27 protein-coding genes are annotated in these 23,187 nt (G+C 55.4%); 6 read left to right on the top strand and 21 right to left on the bottom strand.

What is annotated here, in order from left to right:
- Nucleotides 1-27 precede the first annotated feature (27 nt).
- Nucleotides 28-903 (top strand): 3-hydroxybutyryl-CoA dehydrogenase, encoded by an 876-nt coding sequence (locus KZZ06_RS07525; RefSeq protein WP_219579444.1) that lies wholly within the window; start codon nucleotides 28-30, stop codon nucleotides 901-903.
- A gap of 65 nt (nucleotides 904-968) precedes the next feature.
- Here KZZ06_RS07525 and KZZ06_RS07520 read toward each other — a convergent pair whose 3' ends face one another.
- The 7 genes from KZZ06_RS07520 to KZZ06_RS07490 are packed head-to-tail and all read right to left on the bottom strand — an operon-like array spanning nucleotide 969 to nucleotide 6,333.
- Nucleotides 969-1,856, bottom strand: coding sequence for a lysophospholipid acyltransferase family protein (locus KZZ06_RS07520; RefSeq protein ID WP_219579443.1), 888 nt, complete (start codon nucleotides 1,854-1,856; stop codon nucleotides 969-971).
- A gap of 50 nt (nucleotides 1,857-1,906) precedes the next feature.
- Nucleotides 1,907-2,176: an HPr family phosphocarrier protein gene (locus KZZ06_RS07515; RefSeq protein ID WP_219579442.1), complete on the bottom strand. Its 270-nt coding sequence runs from the start codon at nucleotides 2,174-2,176 to the stop codon at nucleotides 1,907-1,909.
- A 12-nt stretch (nucleotides 2,177-2,188) separates the two neighbouring features.
- The gene (locus KZZ06_RS07510; protein ID WP_219579441.1) at nucleotides 2,189-2,581 is read right to left on the bottom strand and encodes a PTS sugar transporter subunit IIA; all 393 of its coding nucleotides are present in this window, start codon (nucleotides 2,579-2,581) and stop codon (nucleotides 2,189-2,191) included.
- Nucleotides 2,578-3,471 carry an RNase adapter RapZ gene (gene rapZ / locus KZZ06_RS07505; protein ID WP_219579440.1) on the bottom strand — a complete coding sequence of 298 codons (894 nt, stop codon included), beginning with the start codon at nucleotides 3,469-3,471 and terminating at the stop codon, nucleotides 2,578-2,580. Before rapZ ends, KZZ06_RS07510 begins: the two co-directional genes overlap by 4 nt.
- Nucleotides 3,464-3,907, bottom strand: a complete 444-nt coding sequence (locus tag KZZ06_RS07500) for an HPr kinase/phosphorylase (protein ID WP_219579439.1) — start codon at nucleotides 3,905-3,907, stop codon at nucleotides 3,464-3,466. Before KZZ06_RS07500 ends, rapZ begins: the two co-directional genes overlap by 8 nt.
- A gap of 3 nt (nucleotides 3,908-3,910) precedes the next feature.
- Complete coding sequence (locus tag KZZ06_RS07495) at nucleotides 3,911-5,623, bottom strand: sensor histidine kinase (protein ID WP_219579438.1); 1,713 nt, start codon at nucleotides 5,621-5,623, stop codon at nucleotides 3,911-3,913.
- Between the two features lie 8 nt (nucleotides 5,624-5,631).
- Nucleotides 5,632-6,333, bottom strand: coding sequence for a response regulator transcription factor (locus KZZ06_RS07490; protein WP_219579437.1), 702 nt, complete (start codon nucleotides 6,331-6,333; stop codon nucleotides 5,632-5,634).
- 360 nt (nucleotides 6,334-6,693) lie between these two features.
- Between KZZ06_RS07490 and KZZ06_RS07485 the strand changes: the two genes are divergently transcribed.
- A complete protein-coding gene (locus KZZ06_RS07485; RefSeq protein ID WP_219579436.1) occupies nucleotides 6,694-8,292 on the top strand; it encodes a phosphoenolpyruvate carboxykinase in 1,599 nt (532 codons plus the stop codon).
- Nucleotides 8,293-8,349: 57 nt separating this feature from the next.
- On the opposite strand, the gene KZZ06_RS07480 is transcribed toward KZZ06_RS07485, so the two are convergent.
- Nucleotides 8,350-9,066, bottom strand: a complete 717-nt coding sequence (locus tag KZZ06_RS07480) for a hypothetical protein (RefSeq protein ID WP_219579435.1) — start codon at nucleotides 9,064-9,066, stop codon at nucleotides 8,350-8,352.
- An 89-nt stretch (nucleotides 9,067-9,155) separates the two neighbouring features.
- The gene (locus KZZ06_RS07475; RefSeq protein WP_219579434.1) at nucleotides 9,156-10,049 is read right to left on the bottom strand and encodes a LysR family transcriptional regulator; all 894 of its coding nucleotides are present in this window, start codon (nucleotides 10,047-10,049) and stop codon (nucleotides 9,156-9,158) included.
- A 150-nt stretch (nucleotides 10,050-10,199) separates the two neighbouring features.
- On the opposite strand from KZZ06_RS07475, the gene KZZ06_RS07470 reads away from it, so the two are divergent.
- Nucleotides 10,200-10,559, top strand: a complete 360-nt coding sequence (locus KZZ06_RS07470) for a helix-turn-helix domain-containing protein (protein ID WP_093917597.1) — start codon at nucleotides 10,200-10,202, stop codon at nucleotides 10,557-10,559.
- 4 nt (nucleotides 10,560-10,563) lie between these two features.
- Here the strand turns inward: KZZ06_RS07470 and KZZ06_RS07465 are convergent, their stop codons facing one another.
- The gene (locus KZZ06_RS07465; protein ID WP_219579433.1) at nucleotides 10,564-11,331 is read right to left on the bottom strand and encodes a sulfite exporter TauE/SafE family protein; all 768 of its coding nucleotides are present in this window, start codon (nucleotides 11,329-11,331) and stop codon (nucleotides 10,564-10,566) included.
- Nucleotides 11,332-11,477: 146 nt separating this feature from the next.
- Here KZZ06_RS07465 and KZZ06_RS07460 point away from each other — a divergent pair, with 146 nt between their 5' ends.
- The gene (locus KZZ06_RS07460) at nucleotides 11,478-13,163 is read left to right on the top strand and encodes an acyl-CoA dehydrogenase family protein (RefSeq protein WP_219579432.1); all 1,686 of its coding nucleotides are present in this window, start codon (nucleotides 11,478-11,480) and stop codon (nucleotides 13,161-13,163) included.
- 64 nt (nucleotides 13,164-13,227) lie between these two features.
- A complete protein-coding gene (locus KZZ06_RS07455) occupies nucleotides 13,228-13,623 on the top strand; it encodes an META domain-containing protein (protein WP_219579431.1) in 396 nt (131 codons plus the stop codon).
- Here the strand turns inward: KZZ06_RS07455 and recO are convergent.
- The 11 genes from recO to folK all read right to left on the bottom strand — a co-directional run bounded on the left by recO (nucleotide 13,607) and on the right by folK (nucleotide 22,295).
- On the bottom strand, nucleotides 13,607-14,332 hold the full coding sequence (gene recO / locus KZZ06_RS07450) for a DNA repair protein RecO (protein ID WP_219579430.1): 726 nt from the start codon (nucleotides 14,330-14,332) through the stop codon (nucleotides 13,607-13,609). The genes KZZ06_RS07455 and recO overlap by 17 nt on opposite strands.
- The gene (locus KZZ06_RS07445; protein ID WP_219579429.1) at nucleotides 14,332-14,661 is read right to left on the bottom strand and encodes a DUF1491 family protein; all 330 of its coding nucleotides are present in this window, start codon (nucleotides 14,659-14,661) and stop codon (nucleotides 14,332-14,334) included. The genes recO and KZZ06_RS07445 overlap by 1 nt, the downstream gene beginning before the upstream one ends.
- A gap of 60 nt (nucleotides 14,662-14,721) precedes the next feature.
- Nucleotides 14,722-15,630: a GTPase Era gene (gene era / locus KZZ06_RS07440; RefSeq protein WP_219579428.1), complete on the bottom strand. Its 909-nt coding sequence runs from the start codon at nucleotides 15,628-15,630 to the stop codon at nucleotides 14,722-14,724.
- Nucleotides 15,627-16,313, bottom strand: a complete 687-nt coding sequence (gene rnc, locus KZZ06_RS07435) for a ribonuclease III (protein ID WP_219579427.1) — start codon at nucleotides 16,311-16,313, stop codon at nucleotides 15,627-15,629. Before rnc ends, era begins: the two co-directional genes overlap by 4 nt.
- Complete coding sequence (lepB, locus tag KZZ06_RS07430) at nucleotides 16,310-17,146, bottom strand: signal peptidase I (protein ID WP_219579426.1); 837 nt, start codon at nucleotides 17,144-17,146, stop codon at nucleotides 16,310-16,312. The genes rnc and lepB overlap by 4 nt, the downstream gene beginning before the upstream one ends.
- Nucleotides 17,147-17,261: 115 nt before the next feature.
- Nucleotides 17,262-17,663 carry a holo-ACP synthase gene (gene acpS / locus KZZ06_RS07425; protein WP_219579425.1) on the bottom strand — a complete coding sequence of 134 codons (402 nt, stop codon included), beginning with the start codon at nucleotides 17,661-17,663 and terminating at the stop codon, nucleotides 17,262-17,264.
- Nucleotides 17,664-17,672: 9 nt separating this feature from the next.
- Complete coding sequence (locus tag KZZ06_RS07420; RefSeq protein WP_219579424.1) at nucleotides 17,673-18,425, bottom strand: pyridoxine 5'-phosphate synthase; 753 nt, start codon at nucleotides 18,423-18,425, stop codon at nucleotides 17,673-17,675.
- The gene (locus KZZ06_RS07415; protein WP_219579423.1) at nucleotides 18,409-19,104 is read right to left on the bottom strand and encodes a DUF2062 domain-containing protein; all 696 of its coding nucleotides are present in this window, start codon (nucleotides 19,102-19,104) and stop codon (nucleotides 18,409-18,411) included. The genes KZZ06_RS07420 and KZZ06_RS07415 overlap by 17 nt, the downstream gene beginning before the upstream one ends.
- A 34-nt stretch (nucleotides 19,105-19,138) precedes the next feature.
- A complete protein-coding gene (locus KZZ06_RS07410; RefSeq protein WP_219579422.1) occupies nucleotides 19,139-21,289 on the bottom strand; it encodes a bifunctional (p)ppGpp synthetase/guanosine-3',5'-bis(diphosphate) 3'-pyrophosphohydrolase in 2,151 nt (716 codons plus the stop codon).
- Nucleotides 21,290-21,325: 36 nt separating this feature from the next.
- Nucleotides 21,326-21,679 (bottom strand): DNA-directed RNA polymerase subunit omega, encoded by a 354-nt coding sequence (gene rpoZ, locus KZZ06_RS07405; protein WP_093731733.1) that lies wholly within the window; start codon nucleotides 21,677-21,679, stop codon nucleotides 21,326-21,328.
- 70 nt (nucleotides 21,680-21,749) lie between these two features.
- Nucleotides 21,750-22,295, bottom strand: a complete 546-nt coding sequence (gene folK, locus KZZ06_RS07400) for a 2-amino-4-hydroxy-6-hydroxymethyldihydropteridine diphosphokinase (protein WP_308340007.1) — start codon at nucleotides 22,293-22,295, stop codon at nucleotides 21,750-21,752.
- A 185-nt stretch (nucleotides 22,296-22,480) separates the two neighbouring features.
- On the opposite strand from folK, the gene KZZ06_RS07395 reads away from it, so the two are divergent.
- Nucleotides 22,481-23,026, top strand: coding sequence for an NYN domain-containing protein (locus KZZ06_RS07395; RefSeq protein ID WP_219579420.1), 546 nt, complete (start codon nucleotides 22,481-22,483; stop codon nucleotides 23,024-23,026).
- Nucleotides 23,027-23,187: the final 161 nt, after the last annotated feature.

Here is a 23,187-nt window from a genome sequence, read left to right as displayed (position 1 = left end):
TGCGCGCAAAATCACAAAGGACAGCGCATGGATATCCAGACAATCGGCATCGTTGGCGCGGGCCAAATGGGCAACGGCATCGCCCATGTTATGGCTCTGGCGGGGTATGATGTTCTGTTGACCGACGTCAGCGCCGAGGCCCTGAAAGCCGCCGTTGAGACCATCACCGGCAACCTTGATCGGCAAGTCGGTCGCGGCAAAGTCGCCGAAGCAGATCGCGATGCCGCGCTGGCACGCATTACGACAACACAGACCCTAAGCGATCTTGGCCAAAGCGATCTGGTGATAGAAGCGGCGACAGAACGCGAAACAGTGAAGCAGGCGATTTTCGAGGACCTGATCCCGCATCTAAAGCCCACCACGATCTTGACGTCGAACACATCCTCAATCTCGATCACGCGGCTTGCCAGCAGAACCGACCGGCCCGAAAAATTCATGGGTTTCCACTTCATGAATCCCGTCCCCGTGATGCAACTGGTCGAATTGATCCGTGGTATTGCAACTGACAAGGAAACATTCGCAGCATGTCAGGCCGTGGTCGCGAAATTGGGCAAAACCGCAGCATCAGCCGAAGATTTCCCGGCATTCATTGTGAACCGCATTCTGATGCCAATGATCAATGAGGCTGTGTACACACTCTATGAGGGCGTGGGATCGGTCGAATCTATTGATAGTTCGCTGAAGCTGGGGGCCAATCACCCGATGGGGCCGCTTGAACTTGCCGACTTCATCGGTTTGGATACATGCCTTGCAATTATGAACGTGCTTCACGATGGGCTGGCCGACACCAAGTACCGCCCCTGCCCGCTGCTGACCAAATATGTTGAAGCGGGATGGCTGGGCCGTAAAACGCAACGGGGTTTTTATGACTACCGCGGCGATGTGCCGGTTCCTACCCGCTGAGGATAGATGAACCGTCTGGGGGCCAGCCCCCAGACCCCCGGGATTTTAGACCATTTGGAAGCCCGTTAGTCTTTGAGGTTAAGCGTGTGGTTGCGGAGCCATGCCATGAACCCGCGCGGGTCGTCCTTAAACGCTGCCACCTGTGCCTCGGTCAACGGATCGCCGACAATCGGACCTTGGGGTTTGTCGCACGCGTGAACGATCTCGTGCAGCAAAAGGCCCTGACGTAGCATGGGCGAGATTTTGTTGGCGATCTGGTACGCACGGCTATTGGCCCCCGGAAATTTCATCGGCACAACCTGAGCCCCCGAGCGGCGGATCATTTTCGCCGTAAAGACATTCCATTCGGCTTCAACTGCCGGGCCAAAAAAGGTCTCGGAAGAGGCGACCACACCGGAGGGGAACAACGCGACGACACCGCCATCCTTTAGAAAAGACATCGCTTTTGCGCGCATTTCAACGCCTTTGCGTTGGGCATCAGGATCATGAGGAAACGGCACAGGGATCATGTAGCTGCCCGCGACCTCGTCAATCGAGGTCAGCAAAGAGCGCGTCAAAATCCGGTAGTCGGGACGCACACGGCCGATCAAGTCGGCGAAAATCATGCCGTCAACCATACCATGCGGATGGTTGGCCACCACGACAACGGGCCCCGATTTGGGAATGCGGTCAAGTTGGGCTTGGGGTGTTGTCAGCTCGATCCCCATCGTATCGAGCGCGGCGCGCCAAAAGCCCTGGCCCTTGGGCGCGCCATTTTCTTCGAATTTGCGGATCATCCGCAGCACGGACAGCCTGGCGGTCAAAAGCTCGATTATGTTGATCACGCCCGACTTGATCGGATGATCAAAAGTCGACGCATAGGACAAACTACGGCGGTCGTATTTGGTGAAGGAAACGGTTTCAACGTCTCCTCCGGATTTTAGCGGGGCTTGAATTGACTGCGTTTCATTCATCAAATCGAGATGTCCCTAACACGAGGTGGATCACTTGCAGGCTTACTGGCCTAATGACCTTCGCCAAATTTATCGGCGACGAGGGCTGTCAACGCTTCCGCGAGCGCGTCCTTGTCAGGGCCAGAGGTCTGCACGTCGATGGTCGATCCCTTTGACGCCGCCAGCATCAACAGGCCCATGATACTATCACCTGAGGCAGACATGCCATCTTTGCTGACCTCGGCGCGTGCATCGAACGCTTCGACGACTTCGACCAATTTGGCGGAAGCACGGGCATGGAGCCCCTTTTCGTTGACGATCTTCAGTGAAACCTGGGTCATCATGGGGCCTTATTATCCTGCGCTGACATTTTGGCTATCAATATATTTTCGACCCGCGGCAAGCGCGGCGCGCACGGCTTCGGGGACATCTAAGTCACGGGACTTGGCCAGTTTTATAAGCATTGGTAGGTTGGCGCCATAGAGAATGCGCCGGTTGTCTGGGCGGCATGCCATCAGGCTGAGGTTCGAAGGCGATCCCCCGAATAGATCCGTGACAACGACAACGCCGCCGCCGGTATCAACCGCGTTGGCAGCTTCGCAGATTTCGCGTTCTTTGGCTGCGCGATCATGATCGGCATCGATCGAAATTGCACGGACGCCATTTTGGGACCCGACGACATGTTCGATTGCGGCCAAGTATTCTTTGGCCAGCCCTCCATGTGCTACGATAACAATGCCTATCAACGCGCCGTCTCTTCCCGCTTTTTTTCGTCCAGTTCGCGGTGCCTAATTGACACCTGCCAGCCCGCTTCTGCAAGGCTGAAAGCGTGCGCTTGCGCCAAAGTGACCGAACGATGTTGGCCCCCGGTACACCCAAACGCGATTGAAATGTGGGATTTCCCCTCAGACTGGCAAGCCGGCAAAATTAACAAGCTCAGGTCCAGAACCTGTTTCGCGAATGCCCCATAAAGGGGATCCTGTTTGACGTAATCTTGGACCGCTTTATCCGTCCCGTTCAAGTGCCGCAGCTGCGGTTCCCAAAACGGATTGCGCAAGAAACGACAGTCAAAAACCATATCCACGCTACGCGGCAGACCACGTTTGTACGAAAACGATTGGACTGAAATACTAAGGTGGTGCGTCCCGCCAACAGCGAACCAGTGTTCGATTTCCTCGCGCAGCTGATGGATGTTAAGCTCGGTCGTGTCGATCAGCGTATCGGCCTGCGCGCGTACCGGTGCCAGCAGCTCTTTCTCAAGTCTGATCCCTTCGGAGGGCGCATCTGACAACGCCAGAGGATGACGCCGGCGGGTTTCAGAAAAGCGACGCAACAAAACATCCGTCGCGCAATCCAGATACAACAGTTCGGCCTGAACGTCGGGCCGCGCCCGCATTTGCGCGATCACCTCGGTGACACGATCCGTCGAAAAATCGCGGTTCCGCTGATCAATACCCAAGGCCATCGGCCGTATCTGATCGGGGGCATCAAGCAGCGCCAACAACATCCGCAATGGGATATTATCAATCACCTCAAAGCCAGCGTCTTCAAGCACGTTGAGCGCAGAGGACCGGCCGGCACCCGCAGGGCCGGTCACCAAAACAACACGTCGGGCTTTTTTCAAGGCATCAGTCATTTCGCGTTGGTTGCACATTCTTGAGGGTTAGGAAAAGAGCGGCGGCAAGATGCGGGCCTTCACTTTTGTGTAAACATGGTACGGATTGCCCCAACAACTCTACCGTATGGGGGGAAGGGAGTCTCTCTGTTTCGTTTTGCCCCATGTCAATCGCAAGGCAAACTGGAACGTCCTGTTCGTGCGGTACATTCAGAATGCCAACCCCGCGTGCCTCGATCATGCCGCAGATCGCGGAGGGGCAGCGCGCGACAAGGCCAGAGGGTGAGCGAGAAATCTGCGTCCTGTCATCGGCAACGAGCACGGCACCCAGTGCCAAAACCTGAAGGGCCAAAGCAGATTTACCCGACCCAGAAGGGCCCAGAATAACAAGCCCACGTCCATCGACACCAACCGTCGTGGCGTGGATCACCAGTTCGGGCGGGGCCGTGTTCGCCACGCCCTAGATGGGCAGGCCAACGACAAAGCGCGCGCCAAGCGGCTCGGACGTGATATCTGCCTCTGTCGGACGAATGTTCTCGGCCCAGATCACGCCGCCATGCGCCTCGACGATTTGTTTTGAAATAGCCAAGCCAAGACCGGAGTTATTTCCAAAATGTTCCTCGGGCCGCTGCGAATAGAACCGCTTGAATATCTTGGAAAGGGCCTGATCAGGGATACCGGGGCCGGTGTCTTCGACAACGACCAACACGCGATTCTCGCGCTTGCGTGCCCAAACGCGGATCGCATCGCCATCCTCGCAAAAGGACGCCGCATTGGTAATGAGGTTCACAAAAACCTGAGCAAGCCGCGCCTCAAGGCCATGCACGATAATCGGCTCGTTCGGCAGATCCGTGATGAAATCGATACCTTTTTTGCGGGCGTCTTCGCCTAGGTACTGCGACAGATTGCCGATCATGGCGAGCAAATCAAACGGCTCTTCTTCTTCCTTGACCAATTCGCTGTCCAAGCGCGACGCATTGGAAATATCGCTGACCAAGCGGTCAAGCCGCCGGACATCATGGTCGATAACATCCAATAGTTTCTCGCGCTGGTCCTCGCGTTTGATCAACCGCAACGTCCCCACGGCAGAGCGCAAAGACGCCAGCGGGTTCTTGATTTCGTGGGCCACGTCTGCCGCAAACTGTTCGTTTCCGTCGATGCGATTATACAATGCCGACACCATACCGCGCAGCGCACCCGACAGCCTGCCAATCTCGTCTGGGCGCGCGGTCAGGTCGGGAATTCGAATGCGCCCCGGGTTCATCTTGCGCGCGTCCTTGTCACGGCCAAGTTCAGCCGCTGCGGCCAAATCAGCCAGAGGATTGGCAATCGTCGACGCCAAAACAAGGCTAAGCCCAATAGATACAAGTGTCGCGATCACAAACATCTGGAGGACACGTTCACGTTCACCGCGCACAAGTTCGTCGATTTCGCCGGCGGCGGATGTCACTGCGACCACGCCGATGGGCACGCCGTTCTGCGAGATCGGGGTGGCCACGGTAAATAAGGTGCCACCATCCGCATCAAGGTTGTTCTGAATTTGCGTGCCACCCGAAAGCGTATCCGCAATCATCGTCTTAAGCTGAACCTGAATAGGCAACACGTCCGCTGGCGCGCCCTGTCCAAAGGGGTACGAAAGCTTTGACCACAGCCAGTTAAGGCCATCTGTCAGAAAGGTTTTTCTGGGCTGATGAACCGGCTCTGTTGGGGTCCGCCCCTCGGACCGTGTCAAAAGGGTCTCGTCGGGGGCGAAAACGAAAACTTCGATCCCGCTGCGCAGGTCCAAACGACTCAGGCTTGCGGCCACGTCCACCGGTTCGCCCGCAGCCAGATCTGTTGTCGTACCAAGGGGCAGTTGGGCCTCAAAAATATCGGCAATCAATTCGGCCTCTGAGACCAACGACGCACCACGTTGAACAGCCAGACTATCGCGCGAGGAATTGAGGTATAAAATACCCGCAACCAACACATTCAACGCAATGAGGTTGAACGTGATGATCTTGCGCGTCAGCGGCGAGGTGCGTAACGAAAAGAGACCGCGACGCGCACGGCTGCCACGCAATTCGTCAGTCGCGTCCTTGTCCGGAGCAACCCAATCGTCGCCCAGCACAACATCGCCGTCCCGAATACTGGTGGCCGTGTCCCGCACAAAATCCCTTTCGGCAATCGCCATCCTTCAGATCAATCCTCGTTATATCTGTAGCCAATACCGTAAAGCGTCTCAATCGCCGAGAACGTGTCGTCCGCCGAACGCATCTTTTTACGAAGACGTTTGATGTGGCTGTCGATGGTCCGATCGTCGACATACACCTGATCATCATAGGCCACGTCCATCAACTGGTCGCGTGACTTCACAAAGCCCGGGCGCTGCGCCAAAGCCTGCAACAGCAAGAATTCAGTGACGGTCAATGAAACATCATTGCCCTTCCAGCTAACCGCGTGGCGCAACGGGTCCATCCGCAGGTCGCCACGGTCGATAACCTTGGTTTCCTCGGTATCGCCGACTTCGTTGGTTTCAACGGCTTCCTGGCGGCGTAATAGCGCCCGGATACGTTCAACCAAAAGTCTTTGGCTAAACGGCTTTTTGACATAATCGTCAGCACCCATGCGCAAGCCGAGCACTTCGTCAATTTCGTCATCTTTGGAGGTCAGGAAAATCACCGGCATCGCGGTTTTCTGGCGCAACCGCTGCAGCAGATCCATCCCGTCCATGCGGGGCATTTTAATGTCCAGCACCGCCATGTCTGGCAACTTTTTATTGAAAGCGTCTAGCGCTGCCTGGCCATCATTATATGTTTCGACCTCAAAACCTTCTGCTTCGAGTGTCATCGAAACCGACGTCAGAATATTCCTGTCGTCATCCACCAATGCAATTTTGGACATCGCCTGTTTCCTTACTACTGCTCAATTATTACTTTTTTTCTTTCACTGATCGTCAATTTACGGTGGCGAATCAATGCTAAAGTGCGAATCACCCGAGCTTATGGCCTTATTTCCCCCACAATTTGGTTAGGAATGACTAAATTGCCGCACTTACTGTGTCATAATTGCAAAACGATCCGTTGCTGAAAACCGCTCGTTTGGGGGGCTAGCCAACAAAGAACAAGATGATGGCGCTAACTGCGTCAAAGCTGCCTGTTCATCTGATAAATCGCCGTGCTAAGACGCCCACATGGTCAAGAAGACCAAGCATTCTATGCACTAACTGGCGTCACACCCCGGCGCACCTACAGGAGACATCACATGACATTAGGCCGCGTAAATCCGCAATTCCGCCTCGAAGACCAAGGCATGAGCGGGCTAGGTAATGTCTATTACAACATGATCGAACCTGCGTTGGTGGAAGCCGCGCTAAAGCGCCAAGAAGGCACCTTGGGCAAAGGTGGGGCCTTTCTGGTCACAACCGGAAAATTCACTGGCCGGTCCCCCAAGGACAAACATGTCGTTAAAACTGACAGCGTTGCCGATACGATCTGGTGGGAAAACAATGCCGCGATGTCGCCCGAAGGGTTCGACGCGCTGTACCAAGACATGTTGGCGCACATGCAAGGCCGCGATTATTTCGTGCAAGACCTTGTTGGCGGTGCCGACCCCAAGCATGCCATCAATGTGCGCATGGTAACCGAGCTGGCCTGGCACGGTCTGTTCATCCGCCACATGCTGCGCCGTCCCGAACGTGACGCGTTGGATGATTTCATCGCGGACTTCACCGTTATCAACTGCCCCAGCTTTTCAGCTGATCCTGCAAAACACGATTGCCGCTCCGAAACAGTGATCGCGATGAACTTTGATAAAAAGATCATCCTGATTGGTGGCACTGAATACGCTGGCGAAAACAAGAAATCGGTCTTTACGCTGCTGAACTATTTGTTGCCTGAAAAAGGCGTGATGCCGATGCACTGCTCGGCCAACCACGCGACGGGCAACCCTGTGGACACGGCTGTATTCTTTGGGCTTTCCGGCACCGGCAAAACCACCCTGTCGGCTGACCCGGGCCGTACGCTGATTGGCGATGACGAACATGGCTGGTCTGACAACGGCACCTTCAACTTTGAAGGCGGCTGCTATGCCAAGACCATCAACCTAAGCCGCGAAGCAGAGCCCGAGATTTACGCGACGACTGAAAAATTCGCCACTGTCATCGAAAACATGATCTTTGATGAAGACACCAAAGAGCTCGACTTTGACGATGATTCACTGACCGCCAACATGCGTTGCGCCTATCCGCTGCACTATATCTCTAATGCATCGGCCAAGGCGACGGGCGGCCACCCCAAGAACATCATCATGTTGACCTGCGATGCATTCGGCGTCTTGCCCCCCATCGCGCGCCTGACACCGGCGCAGGCAATGTACCACTTCTTGTCTGGCTTCACCTCAAAGGTAGCAGGCACCGAGCGTGGCGTGACAGAGCCCGAACCCACATTCTCGACGTGCTTTGGCGCGCCGTTTATGCCCCGCCGCCCCGAAGTGTACGGTAACCTTCTACGCGAAAAAATCGCCGCACATGGCGCTACATGCTGGTTGGTGAACACAGGCTGGACGGGCGGTGCATACGGCACCGGCAGCCGCATGCCAATCAAAGCAACTCGTGCGCTTTTGACAGCGGCACTCGAAGGGTCAATGGCCGACGTCGAGTACCGCAAAGACCCGAACTTTGGCTTTCAGGTACCTGTATCGGTCGATGGTGTTGCAGATATTTTGCTGGACCCGCGCCGTACATGGGACAACCCGGAATCCTATGACCGCCAAGCAGCCAAACTGGTCAAGATGTTCTCGGAAAACTTTGAACAGTACATGCCCTATATCGACGAAGACGTTAAAGCTGCCGCAATCGGCTAAGGCTCAGACATCGATGATATTTAAGGGAGCCGCGATCATTCGCGGCTCCTTTTTTGTTCAGGCGGCTAGCGCCTCGATCTCGTTTGTCGGCAGATCCAACATGAAGCGTATATCGTCGTCACTCATGTAGACCATTACGCCTTCCAGCGCCTCGTGTTGGTGCTTGATGTACCAGCGCAACGCCATTGGCTCTGCGTGCATAAAGCCCATGCGCAGACAGAAACCTTTGTAGGCGACGGGCCGCGCCATAAACCCGACCACATAATCAGCATTAAATTCATTCAGGGCGGACAGCAGGGCAAAACGCCCCAAAACACTTGAGATTCCCGTACCGCGGAACTGGCCAGGGGCACCGCCGATCCAAGTTTCACCTGAATAAACCACCCGCCCATTGATCCTTTTGGCTCCGGGACCCGGACGATAACGGGATCTGGCAAAGTCGATATCTAGTTCTGAGGGGGAGAATTCGTGAAAGCTTTGTCTAAAATACTCGGAAACAGGCTGCCCTTCGGTTGGTAAAAGGCGAAGCGCCTGAAGGTGAATAATCTCTCCGCTCTCATCGCGGCCAATGATCCAAGATGCCTTACCCTCGGACATATCATGAACCCTGTGATCAAACGGCTCGCCGACACGATGGTCTGGGCGGGCTTTGGCCACATATTCGCGGTATTCGTCGAAATCAGTCCCAGCACTAAGCCGAATACCGTAGCGATCTAAAATTTCCGCACTTGCAGCCTTGAATTTATCTTCTGGGTTCAGTCCAATAATCGCCATGAGGCCCACCTAAAAAATAGAGTTGAGCCTTTAGTGTAGCGCGAAATCGCACCTGCGTCATTTTTTGGTTAATTCTTTGCCGATTTTCGTTACATAAGGTAACTTTCCGGCATGGTTCTGATCAATTCAGACTCTACACCCTTGATTTCAATATCATACGTTCTTCGGACAACTGATATGATTGCAGGGCTTTGATCCGGAAAACGGGCACCCAACATCAGCCTTTCATAACTGATTGGAATCGGAACTTCTGAGTTTGGATTCGGGATCACGGTATGGATATGGTCCAAACGAATCGCCTGACTTCTCTCGATTTCGACGTATGCGATATCAACCAAACGGGCAAAATCGACGCCGCCAGGCATCTGACCTAAGGCCCGACCGACCGTCGATTGGGCCACATCCGCGCCAAACCATGACATGAAAGAGCTATCCTCGCCCACCTCGGCGAACACCAGATCGCCGCTAATGCGTCGAAAAATATTACAGTAAGAACGTACCTCTTTCAGTGCTTCGTGCTGCAACTGGCCGCCACCACGCGCCCACCCTTCCAGAACATCCTTGAGCATCGTTGCAGATGACGAAAACACACGATCAATTTGATGTTGCTGCAAGTAGAACAACTGGCCGTCAACGGAACTATGAGACAAGTATTGAAGGCCATCTACCTGACCTGCATTTCCTAGCAACCACGCCGATGCATTTGCCATCAAGTCCTTGGCCTCAGGCAATAAAAGATGCCCCAAGGGGCTCAGTGAATAACGACGCTCTTTAACCTCAAAAAGCTCGCCGCCTTTAATCTTCTCTAGGTTTGCAATGTGGCGTCTGACCGTCTGACGCGTACTATCCAGCTGAATAACCGCGTGGCTAAGGTTCAATGTGTCCGCAAGCACCACGAAAGAACGTATCATTTCGTACAGCAAAGCCGGTGCCTTTTCGCGCACTGTTTCCATAGCTTCTATTTTCACTTCTTTGGTCATCATGGCCCGATGGTAAATTTATAATACCTTAATACTACATTTGTAACCCGTCTAGGGTGAAAAGATAACCACTAATTGAAAATAACTACCCAATTGATCGGAATACGAGTTCTGGCGATGACTATGGGACAACAACCAGAGGTATTAGTGATCATGTCCCATCCTGTAGATGTCCACGTAGGTAAAAAGTTGAAGCAAATTCGCACCCTACGCCGTCTCTCTCAAACCGACGTTGCCAAGCAGCTGAATCTGTCGTTCCAGCAAATTCAGAAATACGAAATCGGCTCGAACCGCGTTGCAGCCAGCCGTCTGTTTGAACTGTCTCAAATATTGAACGTCGCGCCGTCGTATTTCTTTGAAGGTCTGCACGACAACACCAACGATGCGCCCAAAAGCGATCCAAGCGTCGAAATCGTCAGCGCTTTGGCATCGATCCGTGATGACGGGGTCAAGTCCCGCATTGTGACATTCATCGAAGACGTTTCGGGTGTCACCGTTGCACGCCAAGGCTAAGGCGTTAGCCCATCAGCCCGCGGCGCACGAGGTTCGCGCCGGCAACTAAAAGAATGGCAAGCGTCGCTTTTCGAAACGACGCCTGATCAATCCGATCCATGATCTGGCTGCCCAACCACATACCGATAAGGGCGGGCAGGATCATGGCAATCGAAAACGGGACCGTCTCGGCCCGCAGTACGCCAGACCCAAAATGTGCAAAAAGCAGTGCAACCGCGCCAAGGCCGTAAATCACGCCCTGCACGCGCATCTGGTCATGCTTGGGTGTGCCAAGCGCGGTCAGGTATGCAACCGTTGGCGGACCCCAGACACCTGAAACGCCGCCCACCGCACCAGCAAAACCACCCACCAAAAGCTCAACCTTGGTGGATCGCTGCGCAAGGCTAAAGCTCCGTCCCGTAAGCTGCCACAGCGCAAACAGCGTAACCGGCACGCCGATAACCAGCGCCATCGTCTGCGGGGATAAGAACCGCACCATCTGGGCGGATAGAACCAGCATGATCCCCCCCGATATCAGGAATACCTTAAACAGCCGTGTCGACGCCCAGGCAGCCTGCAATCCCTGACGCAGCGCCTGAAACAGGTTCGTCGCCACTGTGGGGAATATCAGCCCCGCCAATGCGAGTTCAGGTGGCAGGAATAAAGTGAGCCCGGAAATCAACACCAATGGCATCGCGAATCCCACGACCCCTTTGATGAATCCCGCCACCAGCGCGATACCAAAGGCAAAGACCAGTTGCTGCGGTGTCAAAAATGCAAAAAGTATATCCATAACGCCGTCATATCAGTTGAACTAGCGAGTGCACGGAAATTCCGCCGCGTAATTTTCATCCAAATTGACGCATGAAAACGTATCTTTATTGTGCTGCACCTGCGAAAGGAGTATCCCCCTCGCAAGCTAGAAAAGGACTGTACGAAATGGCACATGATGGACACGGCTTGACCAGCGGCGCGCAAGTCATACTTGATGATCTTCTTGAATTGACCGGCCAGGCATTGGCCCCCGTTGACGAGATTTTGGAAAAAGCCAAAGCATCTGTGCGCGACATGGTATCTGTTGATGGGCGCGTTTCAAACGGGTTGGTCGAGGCAAACCAGACTGCCGCACATGGCTTGGCCTGGTTGGCGACATATGCGCAATCTTTGAACCAGATGCAGCTTTGGGCCAAAAAGCTAAGCGTTGACGGCCAGTTCGGCGAGACCGAGCAGTTGATCCATCAGATCGCTTTCGGTGAATACCTTTGGCAGATCTACGGTGGCATCCAGATGAACCAGGGCGAAATCCTTCGCCTTCAGGATATGGGCTTGGGCCAAGACGCACAGCGCGGCCTGATGAACCCTGCGATCCAGACGCTCACCCAAAACGGCAACACTCAAGCCGCCCGCACGCGCTTGGTCGAGCTGATGCAGGAACAGTCCGCTAACGTCATGTTTGGCCGGTCCGGCCTCGACGAAGAACTCGAGATGATTCGCGAGCAGTTCCGTCGCTATGCCGTCGAAAAAGTCGAACCCTTTGCCCATGAATGGCACCTCAAAGACGAACTGATCCCCCTCGAAGTCATCAATGAACTGGCTGAAATGGGCGTCTTTGGCCTGACAATACCAGAAGAATTCGGCGGCTTTGGCCTGTCAAAGGCGTCCATGTGCGTCGTGTCCGAGGAACTTTCCCGCGGCTACATCGGTGTTGGGTCCCTCGCCACGCGCTCTGAAATCGCAGCTGAGCTGATCCTCGCAGGCGGTACAGACGAACAAAAAGCCAAATGGCTTCCGCGCATCTCAAGCGCTGAAACCTTGCCAACTGCCGTGTTTACCGAACCCAATACAGGCTCCGATCTTGGGTCGTTGCGGACGCGCGCCGTCAAGGATGGCGATAATTACAGCGTGACCGGTAACAAAACCTGGATCACCCACGCCGCGCGGACCCATGTGATGACATTGCTGGCCCGCACCGACCCCAACACCACCGACTACAAAGGTCTGTCGATGTTCTTGGCGGAAAAGACACCCGGCGACGACGCGAACCCCTTTCCAACCGAAGGCATGACCGGCGGCGAAATCGAAGTTCTCGGCTATCGCGGTATGAAAGAATACGAACTGGCATTCGACGGCTTTCAGGTCAAAGGTGAAAACCTGCTCGGCGGCGAAGAAGGCAAAGGCTTTAAGCAGTTGATGGAAACCTTCGAATCGGCCCGCATCCAGACCGCTGCCCGTGCGATCGGCGTGGCCCAATCTGCGTTGGATATCGCCATGAAATATGCGATCGACCGCAAGCAATTTGGCAAATCCCTGATCAACTTCCCCCGCGTTTCGTCAAAACTCGCGATGATGGCCGTGGAAATCATGATCGCCCGCCAGCTGACCTATTTCTCTGCGTTTGAGAAAGACGAAGGTCGCCGTTGTGACGTCGAGGCTGGCATGGCCAAATTGCTGGGTGCCCGCGTCGCGTGGGCCGCGGCTGACAATGGTTTGCAGATTCATGGCGGCAACGGTTTTGCCCTTGAATACAAGATCAGCCGCGTTCTGTGCGATGCCCGCATCCTGAACATCTTTGAAGGTGCAGCCGAAATTCAGGCGCAGGTCATCGCACGCCGCCTGCTTGGTTAATCAACCCGATCAACATCTGCCCGATAGCTAGCCATATCGGGCAGATACCCAACCGGAGACACACATGTTTCGACCTGTCGCACTCGCGCTGACCCTTGCGCTTCTTGCGGGGTGTGACGCAGACGAAACCCTGCGCAGCTACGGCGGGGCCGACAAGACGTGGCAGTTGGTCGAATTGAACGGCACAGCGTTTACAGACACGGCAATCCTCACATTCCCTGCGAGATCCAAAATCGTCGGCAACGGCCCCTGCAATCATTTCGCCGCGACACTGAAAGTCCCCTACCCGTGGTTCGAGGTAACGCAATTCGTCTCGACCAAGGTGGCCTGCCCGGCCTTGGCCCAAGAAACCGCATTCTTTGATGCACTGTCAGCAGCCTCGATATCCGAGGTCCTCGGCGACACGATGATCCTGTCAAACCCCGAAGGATTAACGATGGTTTTCAACGCTGCCGACTGAACGCGTCGATAAAACGTGCGCGCGCTTCTGGCAGGGGTTTGCCGCCCAGATCGCGTGCCAGTCGTTGCTCCAGAAAGAAGCCGGTCGTTTTGAAACCCAACGCGATCTCTTCATTTGTGGCATCCCCCTCGCCCCGTAATACGGGCGGCAAAGGCAACATCTTATCCGCCCATTCACCAGCGCCCTCTCGGGTCACGGCCCGGCCAGACTTTGGCGACACGAATACCAGCCCCTCGGATGCACCCGTCACAGCACAGGCACTTAAGTCCAGACCATAGCCAAGCTGCTCAAGCAGGCTTAGCTCCCACTGCAAATAGGCCAGCGGCCACAAATCCCCCTGATCCAGCAAATCCAACAAAGACTGAGTGCGGTGATACAACGGGGCATGTGGCTCGCGCTCTGGCAGGCAAAACGACAACAATGCAGTGACCGTGTTCAGACCCGCAAGACTTAGCCGGTCTTGCATCGCTGTCACCGCACGGCTGCGCACCGGCTCAACAGTGAACGCGCCGATATGATCCTCAAGCCTTGCGCGCCACGCCACGTCAAGCTGCGCACCGGGCTGCAAAATCGGTGCGATCTTGCGGCTGGTTCCACCCCGCACAATGCCAGCATGCCGCCCTCGCGAGGGGGTAAACACCTCAATGATAGCCGAGGTTTCCCCATGTCGCCGCGCGCTCAGCAATATACCCTGATCGCGCCACTCCATTAGCTCAACCCCTCATCAAACAGTAGATGCCGCCCTTGCCGGTCCTCAACCTCGATCACCCAAAGATCAGGGTCAAAGCCGCGTTGCTTTGCGATAGACGCATCTACATCGGCCTCCGTCCCACTGGTCATCTCGACCCAGGTGCGTTCGCCGCTCATGAGATCAAAGCTTTTGTGGAAAAGCGCGGCATTTCCATCAAGGGTCGAAAGCTTGACCAGAACAATCCCGCCCGTGTCATCGCCATGGGCGACCACAAACGCAGGAATATCATAGACACGAAGCCGCGCCAAATAGGCGTCGACCCAAAAACGCGCTGTCAGCCGCGCCATGCGTCAGCCCCTATTCCAAATGGAAAAAAATCCGCCCCGCAGGGCCGTTTAATCCAGCAATCAGACATTGCCGTCCTTAAACTCCAGCCCCATCTCGGTATAGCGCTCTGCGTCATCCAGCCAATTCGGTCGCACCTTGACCTGCAAAAACAGATGCACCTTGCGGCCAAGGAATTCTTCCAGCTCTTCACGGGCGGCCTTGCTGACAGATTTGATTGTCTCGCCTTTGCTGCCCAAAACAATGCCCTTGTGACCGTCCCGAACAACATAGATCAGTTGGTCAATCCGGGCGCTGCCGTCTTTGCGTTCTTCCCAATTCTCGGTTTCGACCGTCATCTGGTACGGCAGTTCTTGATGCAGGCGCAATGTCAGCTTTTCGCGGGTCATTTCAGCCGCGATCATGCGCATCGGCAAATCAGCGATCTGGTCTTCCGGATACAGCCAGGGCCCCTCGGGTAGCTCGCCCGCGAGCCACTGCCGCAACGTATCAATACCGTGCCCACGCTCGGCCGAAATCATAAAGGTTTCCACAAATGGGAACCGTTCATTCATCTCTTTGCTAAGGCCCAGCAAAACGGGCGCATCGACGCGGTCGATTTTGTTGATCGCCAAGGCAACTTTACGGCCCTCAGCGATCCCCTCTAACCCCTCCAAAATCCGCTCGACACCTTCGGTCAAACCACGGTTTGCCTCGATCAGCAGCACAACGATATCAGCATCCGCAGCACCGCCCCATGCGGCGGCGACCATCGCGCGGTCCAAACGGCGACGAGGTTGGAACAGGCCGGGCGTGTCAACAAACACCAGTTGGCTGTCCCCTTCCATCGCAACGCCGCGAATGCGCGCGCGGGTGGTCTGAACCTTGTGGGTCACAATCGATACTTTCGCACCGACCATCCGGTTCAGAAGCGTGGATTTGCCCGCATTGGGCTCACCGATCAAGGCGATAAAGCCAGCACGCGTGGTCATGAGTTCTTCTCCAGCTGTGCCAAAAGCGTTTTGGCGGCGGCCTGTTCGGCCTGACGTTTCGAGGGTGCTGTTGCGACAGCTTTTGCCCCATTTTCAACCTGCGCAGATATTGTAAATACTGGCGCATGGTCCGGCCCCTGCCGGTCGGTCTGTGTATAAGATGGCGGTGGATACCCTCGGGCCTGCGCCCATTCCTGCAACGCTGTTTTGGCGTCACGGGCATCTTGCTTGACCGTGTTAACACGATCACCCCAATGCCGCAGGATAAAGTCTTTTGCAGGCTCCAACCCGCCATCCAAGTAGATCGCTGCGATTATTGCCTCGATTGCGTCGCCCAGCAAGGCTTGCTTGCGGCGGCCACCAGACAGCATTTCGGACCGCCCCAGTTTAAGGACAGCCCCCATATCGATTTCACGCGCCACATCGGCACAGGTTTCCTTGCGCACCAACGCATTAAACCTGGGCGCCAGCTGACCTTCGGTGGCACCGGGGTCCAGCGCCAGCAGGGCTTCGGACATAACCAGCCCTAAAACCCGGTCACCCAGAAACTCAAGCCGTTGATTGTCGTCCCGGTTGGCCGAGGACATCGACGCATGTGTAACCGCACGATTAAGCAGCTCGGGTTTTACAAACTTGTACCCGATGCGACCCTCAAAGGCCTTCAGATCCGCGCTTAACTTCACTTGATCGCTTTGAAAAAACGGTCGCCGCGCCACGTCCAGAAGAACAACATGGACCGCCCGCCCGAGCTGAACATGATCCGGTCTGCGCGGCCGATCAGGTTTTCAAACGGGACAAAGCCAACGCCGCCCGCTTGCTGTGCCAAACGGCTGTCGGCCGAATTGTCGCGGTTGTCACCCATAAAGAAATAGTGCCCTGCGGGGACTGTATAAATGCCGGTGTTGTCAGACGCCTGATCGCCAATGTTCAAGATGGCGTGCTCGACACCGTTTGGCAGCGTTTCGATCTGACGGGATTTTTTGCAAATGCCGCCCTCGCCGATGGCACCGTTTTCGCACCGTGGCCGCATGCCTTGCGGGCCTTGGCGCTCCATCGATTCTTCAAATACGCCATCGTCGCGCAGTTTCACCGCTGTGCCGTTAATGCTGATCACGCCCCGTGTAATTTGGACCTTGTCACCCGGCAGGCCGATCAACCGCTTGATATAGTCGCGCCCCGAAACAGGGTGACGAAATACAACCACGTCGCCACGCTCGGGCTGGGATGCGAACAAACGGGAATTGTCCCCGTCAAACACACCGCAAATGTCTTTTGCATCGACTTCGATACCAAACCGCGGGGCAATAATGCTAGGACAGGACGCATAGGAATACCCATAAGCCATCTTGTTCACGAACAGGAAATCGCCGATCAAAAGCGTCTCTTTCATCGACCCGGACGGAATCCAGAAGGGTTGGAAAAACAGCGTGCGAAATACACCTGCAATCAACAACGCATAGACGATTGTTTTGATGGTTTCGACAAACGCGTTGCCTGTTTTTTCCTTCGCAGCCATGATGGCGCTCCTGATGATCCGTTTGTGGTTACATGCGGGCAGGACTGCCCCAAGTCAAGCGATGCACGCCGCGCCAGCGGATCCAAAGCCAGAGATAGCCACGTAAAGGCGGCTATTACCCGATTGGGCGCGCTTCGATCACCACGAAAGCCTGCGCCCAAGGGTGATCATCGGTCAAAGTAACGTGGATGATGGCCTCGTGACCTGCGGGCGTCATCTGGACCAAACGCTCGGCCGCCCAGCCTGTGACATGCATCACCGGCTGGCCGCTGTGCAGATTGGTGACCGCCATGTCTTTCCAGGCGATCCCCATCCGCAACCCGGTCCCAAGCGCCTTTGAGCAGGCTTCCTTTGCCGCCCAACGCTTTGCATAGGTACCCGCAACGTCGCGGCGACGCTCGGCCTTGGTTTGCTCGATGTCCGTAAAAACACGATTGCGAAACCGGTCGCCAAAACGATCAAGCGTTCCTTGGATACGTTCGATATTTGCAAGATCAGTTCCGATACCAAGGATCATACCGCGGCCTTACCCTTCCCGTGCATCATCCATAAGGCGGCGCATTTCCACGATAGCCGGGCCAAGACCAAGAAAGATGGCCTCGCCGATCAGGAAGTGACCGATGTTCAACTCTTGGACCTCGGGGAAAGCCGCCACAGGTGAAACGGTGTCATAGGTCAAACCGTGCCCGGCATGGATTTCCAGCCCCAGATCATGCCCAAACTTGGCCATCTCCTCGAGCTTTTGAAGTTCTTTTTGCGCAACGTCCCAATGGCCTTCGGCAAAGGCATCGCAATACGCGCCGGTATGCAATTCAATCACCTCGGCACCGATGCGGTTGGCCGCTTCGATCTGACGCTGGTCGGCCGCAATAAAGATGCTGACGCGGCACCCTGCGTCGCGCAGGGGCGCAATAAAATGTGCCAGCTTGTTCTCTTCACGGGCGACCTCTAGGCCGCCCTCTGTTGTACGTTCCTCGCGTTTTTCGGGGACGATACACACGGCATGTGGCTTGTGGCGCAATGCAATCGCCTGCATTTCATCCGTCGCGGCCATCTCGAAGTTCAGCGGCACGGTCAGCACCTCTTGCAGCCCTTCGATGTCGGCGTCGGTGATGTGGCGACGGTCTTCGCGCAGATGCGCGGTAATGCCGTCTGCACCTGCGTCTTGGGCTGCGCGCGCTGCACGCAAGGGATCGGGATACGCCCCGCCGCGTGCATTTCTTACCGTGGCAACGTGGTCGATATTGACCCCAAGTCTCAACTTACCCTGCACTGCCATGATCACTCCCTTTCTGAGCCGTCTGCTCTATAATGCGTTTTGCCTCGGCCTTGGCCGCTGCCTTTTTCTTGAGCGCGTCGAATTTCGCTTTAATCACACCTTTTCGACGCTTCTGATAAGCCCGCAAAAGCGGCACCGACAAATAATATGCGATGGTCGCACAGATGATACCGGGCAAGATGCCCCCGATCAGATAGGGGTAAAACACCTGATGCCAGAATACGGTCAGCCCAGACCAATCTGCGGTGCGGTCGGTAAAAATTGCAACGAAATTGGCAAATAGATCATAACCCGCATCAACAAATTTGCCGCCGAACGACCGGTGCTCCCCCCGCTGCATCGGAGAGCCGAGTATCCAATGCCCCATCGACAGGGACGACAGGCCAATCGGCACATAGGTCAACGGATTGCCGAAAAATGTTCCCATCAACGCGGCCAGCAGATTGCCCCGCATCACCCGCGATACCAATGCAGCCACGATAAAGTGCATCCCGTAGAAGGGCGTGAAAGTCGTGAAAACACCTGCCCAAATCCCGCGCGCGATACGTTCGGGGGTGTCAGGCAGACGCCGCATACGGTGCTTTACATAGTGAAACGCACGCGTCCATCCACCACGCGGCCACATGAATTCGGCCATGGCGCGTAGTGCAGGTTTTGGATCGCGACGTTTAAAAATCAACTCATCGTCCTTGGATTTGGCAAACTTCGCGTGCTCAGGCTTCTTTGTCGTTCGCTTTCAAAGCCTTCATGTTTCTATGTCGGCTAATCTCTGCCACTTCGCTTTCTGCTTCTAGGGTGGGCATCAAAGAATGCAGATGCGCTATGTCTCGCAGTTCTACGTAGATCAGCAACCGGTAAAAGTCAGGTTTGCGATCCAAAAATTCTAGATTCGAGATATTGGCACCCGATTGACCAATCAACGTGCAGATGCGCCCCAAGACGCCGGCCCCGTTGCCAATTGTCAAATCAAGCGTCGCGCCGTAAGCCGCAGGATGCGGGCCTTCGTGCCAGCGCAAGTCCACCCAGCGGTCAGGCTGATCCTCGTAAGCGGACAGGCGTTCGCAATCAATCGAATGGATCGTAACGCCCTTGCCGCGATAGGTGATGCCGACGATGCGTTCCCCCGGCAGCGGCTGACAACAAGGTGCCCGGTCATAGGACTGCCCGGGTTGCAGGCCCACAACCGCACGTTTTTGGTCGACCTGTTCGCCCGGCTTTGGCTGCAAATGCGGATAGACCGCCTGCACGACCTCGACACCGGTCAAACGGGCCGACCCAAGCTGCGCCAGCAATTCCTCGGGGCTGGACAGCCGCAGGTTACGTGCGGCTGTGCGCAGCACCTTTTCAGTCGCGTTCTTGCCTATTTGCTCCAAGGCAGAGCGCGCCAGTTCCCGCCCGAGGCTCACAAACCGGGCACGATCTACCTCGCGCAGAGATCGCCGGATCGCGGTCTTTGCCTTGCCGGTTGTCGCAATATCCAGCCAGGTCACCTGAGGGGTTTGCCCCTGGGCTGTGATGATCTCGATGGATTGGCCGTTCTTCACGCGCGTCCACAAAGGCACCCGCATACCATCAATCTTGGCCCCGACGCAGGCCGACCCGATCCGCGTGTGGATCGCATAGGCGAAATCGATCGGCGTGGCCCCGCGGGGCAGCTTGACCACTTCGCCCTTGGGCGTGAAGCAGAACACCTGATCCGCGTACATCTCAAGCTTGACGGCTTCGAGAAAATCTTCGTGATCTTCTTCGGAGTCGAGCTGTTCGGTCAGTTGCGCCACCCATTTCACCGGATCAACAGCAAAAGGGTTCCGCGACCGGACACCATCACGATACGACCAATGCGCAGCCACACCGGTTTCGGCAACGTCATGCATCTGGCGCGTTCTGATCTGAACCTCGACCCGTTTGCCATCACGCCCTGAAACCGTGGTGTGGATCGACCGGTACCCGTTGGTTTTGGGTTGGCTGATGTAATCCTTGAACCGGCCCGGCACCGCCCGCCACCGCCGGTGAATAACACCAAGCGCCCGATAGCATTCATCGTCAGATGTGGTGATCACACGGAAGCCATAGATGTCGGACAGCCGCGAAAACGACAGATCCTTTTCCTGCATCTTGCGCCAGATCGAATACGGTTTTTTCGCACGACCAAAGACCTCGGCCTCGATCCCGGCTTTCTCAAGCTCTTGACGCATGTCGCCGGTGATCCGCTGGATCACATCGCCCGTTTCGCGCTGCAACGTGATAAAGCGGCGGATGATCGATTGCCGCCCCTCAGGGTTCAAGACGCGAAAGGCCAGATCCTCCAGCTCTTCGCGCATCCACTGCATACCCATGCGCCCGGCAAGCGGTGCATAGATATCCATCGTTTCTCGGGCCTTTTGAACCTGCTTATCGGGGCGCATCGATTTGATCGTGCGCATATTATGCAAGCGGTCGGCCAGCTTGACCAAGATCACCCGCAGGTCCTTGGACATCGCCATAAACAGTTTGCGGAAATTCTCGGCTTGCTTGGTCTCGGTCGAATTCAGCTGAAGGTTGGTCAGCTTTGTAACGCCATCAACCAGCTCGGCGACATCCTGACCAAATCGTTTCTCGACCTCGGCATAAGACGCTTTGGTGTCCTCGATCGTGTCGTGCAGCAAGGCGGTAATGATCGTGGCATCATCCAGCTGCTGCTCGGTCAAGATGGCGGCAACGGAAACAGGATGCGTAAAATAGGGCTCGCCTGAATGGCGAAACTGCCCCTCGTGCATCTTCTCGCCGTAGTCATAGGCGAGACGGATGAGTTTTTCGTTTGATTTAGGGTTATAGGCGCGAACAAGCGCGACAAGATCGTCAGCCGTAATGTCGGCGGTGTTCATGCCTGTACTGCCTCTTTGCCCCGAAGGGCGCGGGTCTTAGCCCTGCCCTTGCGCTGCCATCAGTTGCCGCAGCAACATCTCTTCGGACATGCTGTCTTCTTCCGGCTTGTCCTGTTCAGCCCCCATCAGCAACGCCATGGCGTCTTCTTCTGGTTCGTCAACTTCGATCTGGTTCTGGTTGCTTTCGATCAGACGCTCGCGCAGATCGTCAGCAGACTGCGTTTCATCAGCGATTTCACGCAGGGAAACGACAGGGTTTTTGTCATTGTCGCGGTCGACTGTAACAGGCGAACCTGCTGCAATTTCACGGGCACGGTGCGCGGCAAGCATAACAAGCTCGAACCGGTTTGGAACTTTGTCCACACAATCTTCAACGGTGACGCGGGCCATAGGGATGCTCCAATCATGAATGCTGCAAGAAGCCGACTATTTAGAAGCCCTTTGCGAGATTTACAAGGGCTTATTCAATCGGTCTGACATCGTCCTTATCCTGTTGCGATAGGTCATTCAACATCTGCAAAACGGTCTTGCCCAGCGTGGGATGCAGCCAATCCGGGGCGATTTCGGCCATGGGCATCAATACGAACGCCCGATCTTGAAGCCGTGGATGCGGCAGGATCAATTCATCAGGCGTCTGGGACATCTGATCGTTCAAGGGCAGCGTGCGCCAGTGATTCTGTGTCTGTGCATCAGGGCAAACAACAGACCCAACCGCCACCAGATCCAGATCAACAGATCGTGCGCCCCACCGAACATGCCGTTCGCGGCCCAGCGTTGCTTCGATGTCGTGCAACACCTCAAGTATTTCAGCAGCCGTCCGGTCCGTCCGAAAACCCACCACAGCATTTACATAATCCGGCCCCGATCCAAGCGGGAAAGCAGGATTAGCGAAAAGCCGGCTCACGGCTTGGATGTCGCATCCCTTTTGCTTCAACAGCTCAATCGCGTAGAGCAAGGTGTCGGCCGGGCCGCCCACCGCCGATGGTTGATTACTGCCCAAAGCCACCCAGACGTCTTTTTGTCCGCTGGCTGAGGCACTTACATATTTACTGTTGTTTAACACTTGCCGCCTCGTCACAAATGGCTATGGGTTCCCAAAGGACATGATTGATTTCAGGTAAAAAGACCCTATTCTGGCGCATCATTCTTCAAGCCTAAGTTACTAGAAGTCTATTTCGACAAGGACATCATATGTTTTATAAAGACGAACGTTTAGCACTATTCATAGATGGTTCGAATCTTTACGCCGCCGCCAAAAGCCTTGGTTTCGATATAGACTACAAGCTGTTGCGCACGGAATTTATGAGACGCGGCAAGCTTTTGCGCGCTTTCTATTATACCGCTCTGCTTGAAAACGAGGAATATTCACCGATCCGCCCCTTGGTCGATTGGCTGAATTATAACGGCTTCACCATGGTGACGAAGCCCGCCAAAGAATACACAGACAGCATGGGCCGGCGCAAAGTCAAAGGTAACATGGACATCGAACTGGCCGTCGACGCGATGGAACTGGCACCGCATCTTGACCACATCGTTATCTTTTCAGGCGATGGCGACTTCCGGCCTTTGGTTGAAAGCCTCCAGCGCCAAGGCGTGCGTGTGTCCGTGGTCAGCACCATTCGCAGCCAACCACCGATGATCTCGGACGAACTGCGCCGCCAAGTAGACAATTTTATCGAGCTGGAAGACCTGCGCGACGTCATCGGACGCCCCCCGCGTGAAACCAGCGAAGACTGATCCTGACTGAAAGTCCCGCATGATTTGTACCGCAACTGCTGCGGGCACAAATCATGCGGGATTGTCATGCAGTTTGAACTGCATGCTGCGCAAAAATCATATCATGTGATTCGTTCGCACCCCGTTGAGCGGCGCAAGAATCCCCCAAAACAATGCTCGCA

This window comes from Sulfitobacter sp. CW3, assembly GCF_019392245.1.
GTDB lineage: Bacteria > Pseudomonadota > Alphaproteobacteria > Rhodobacterales > Rhodobacteraceae > Sulfitobacter.
This window is presented reverse-complemented; position numbering and strand designations above follow the sequence as displayed.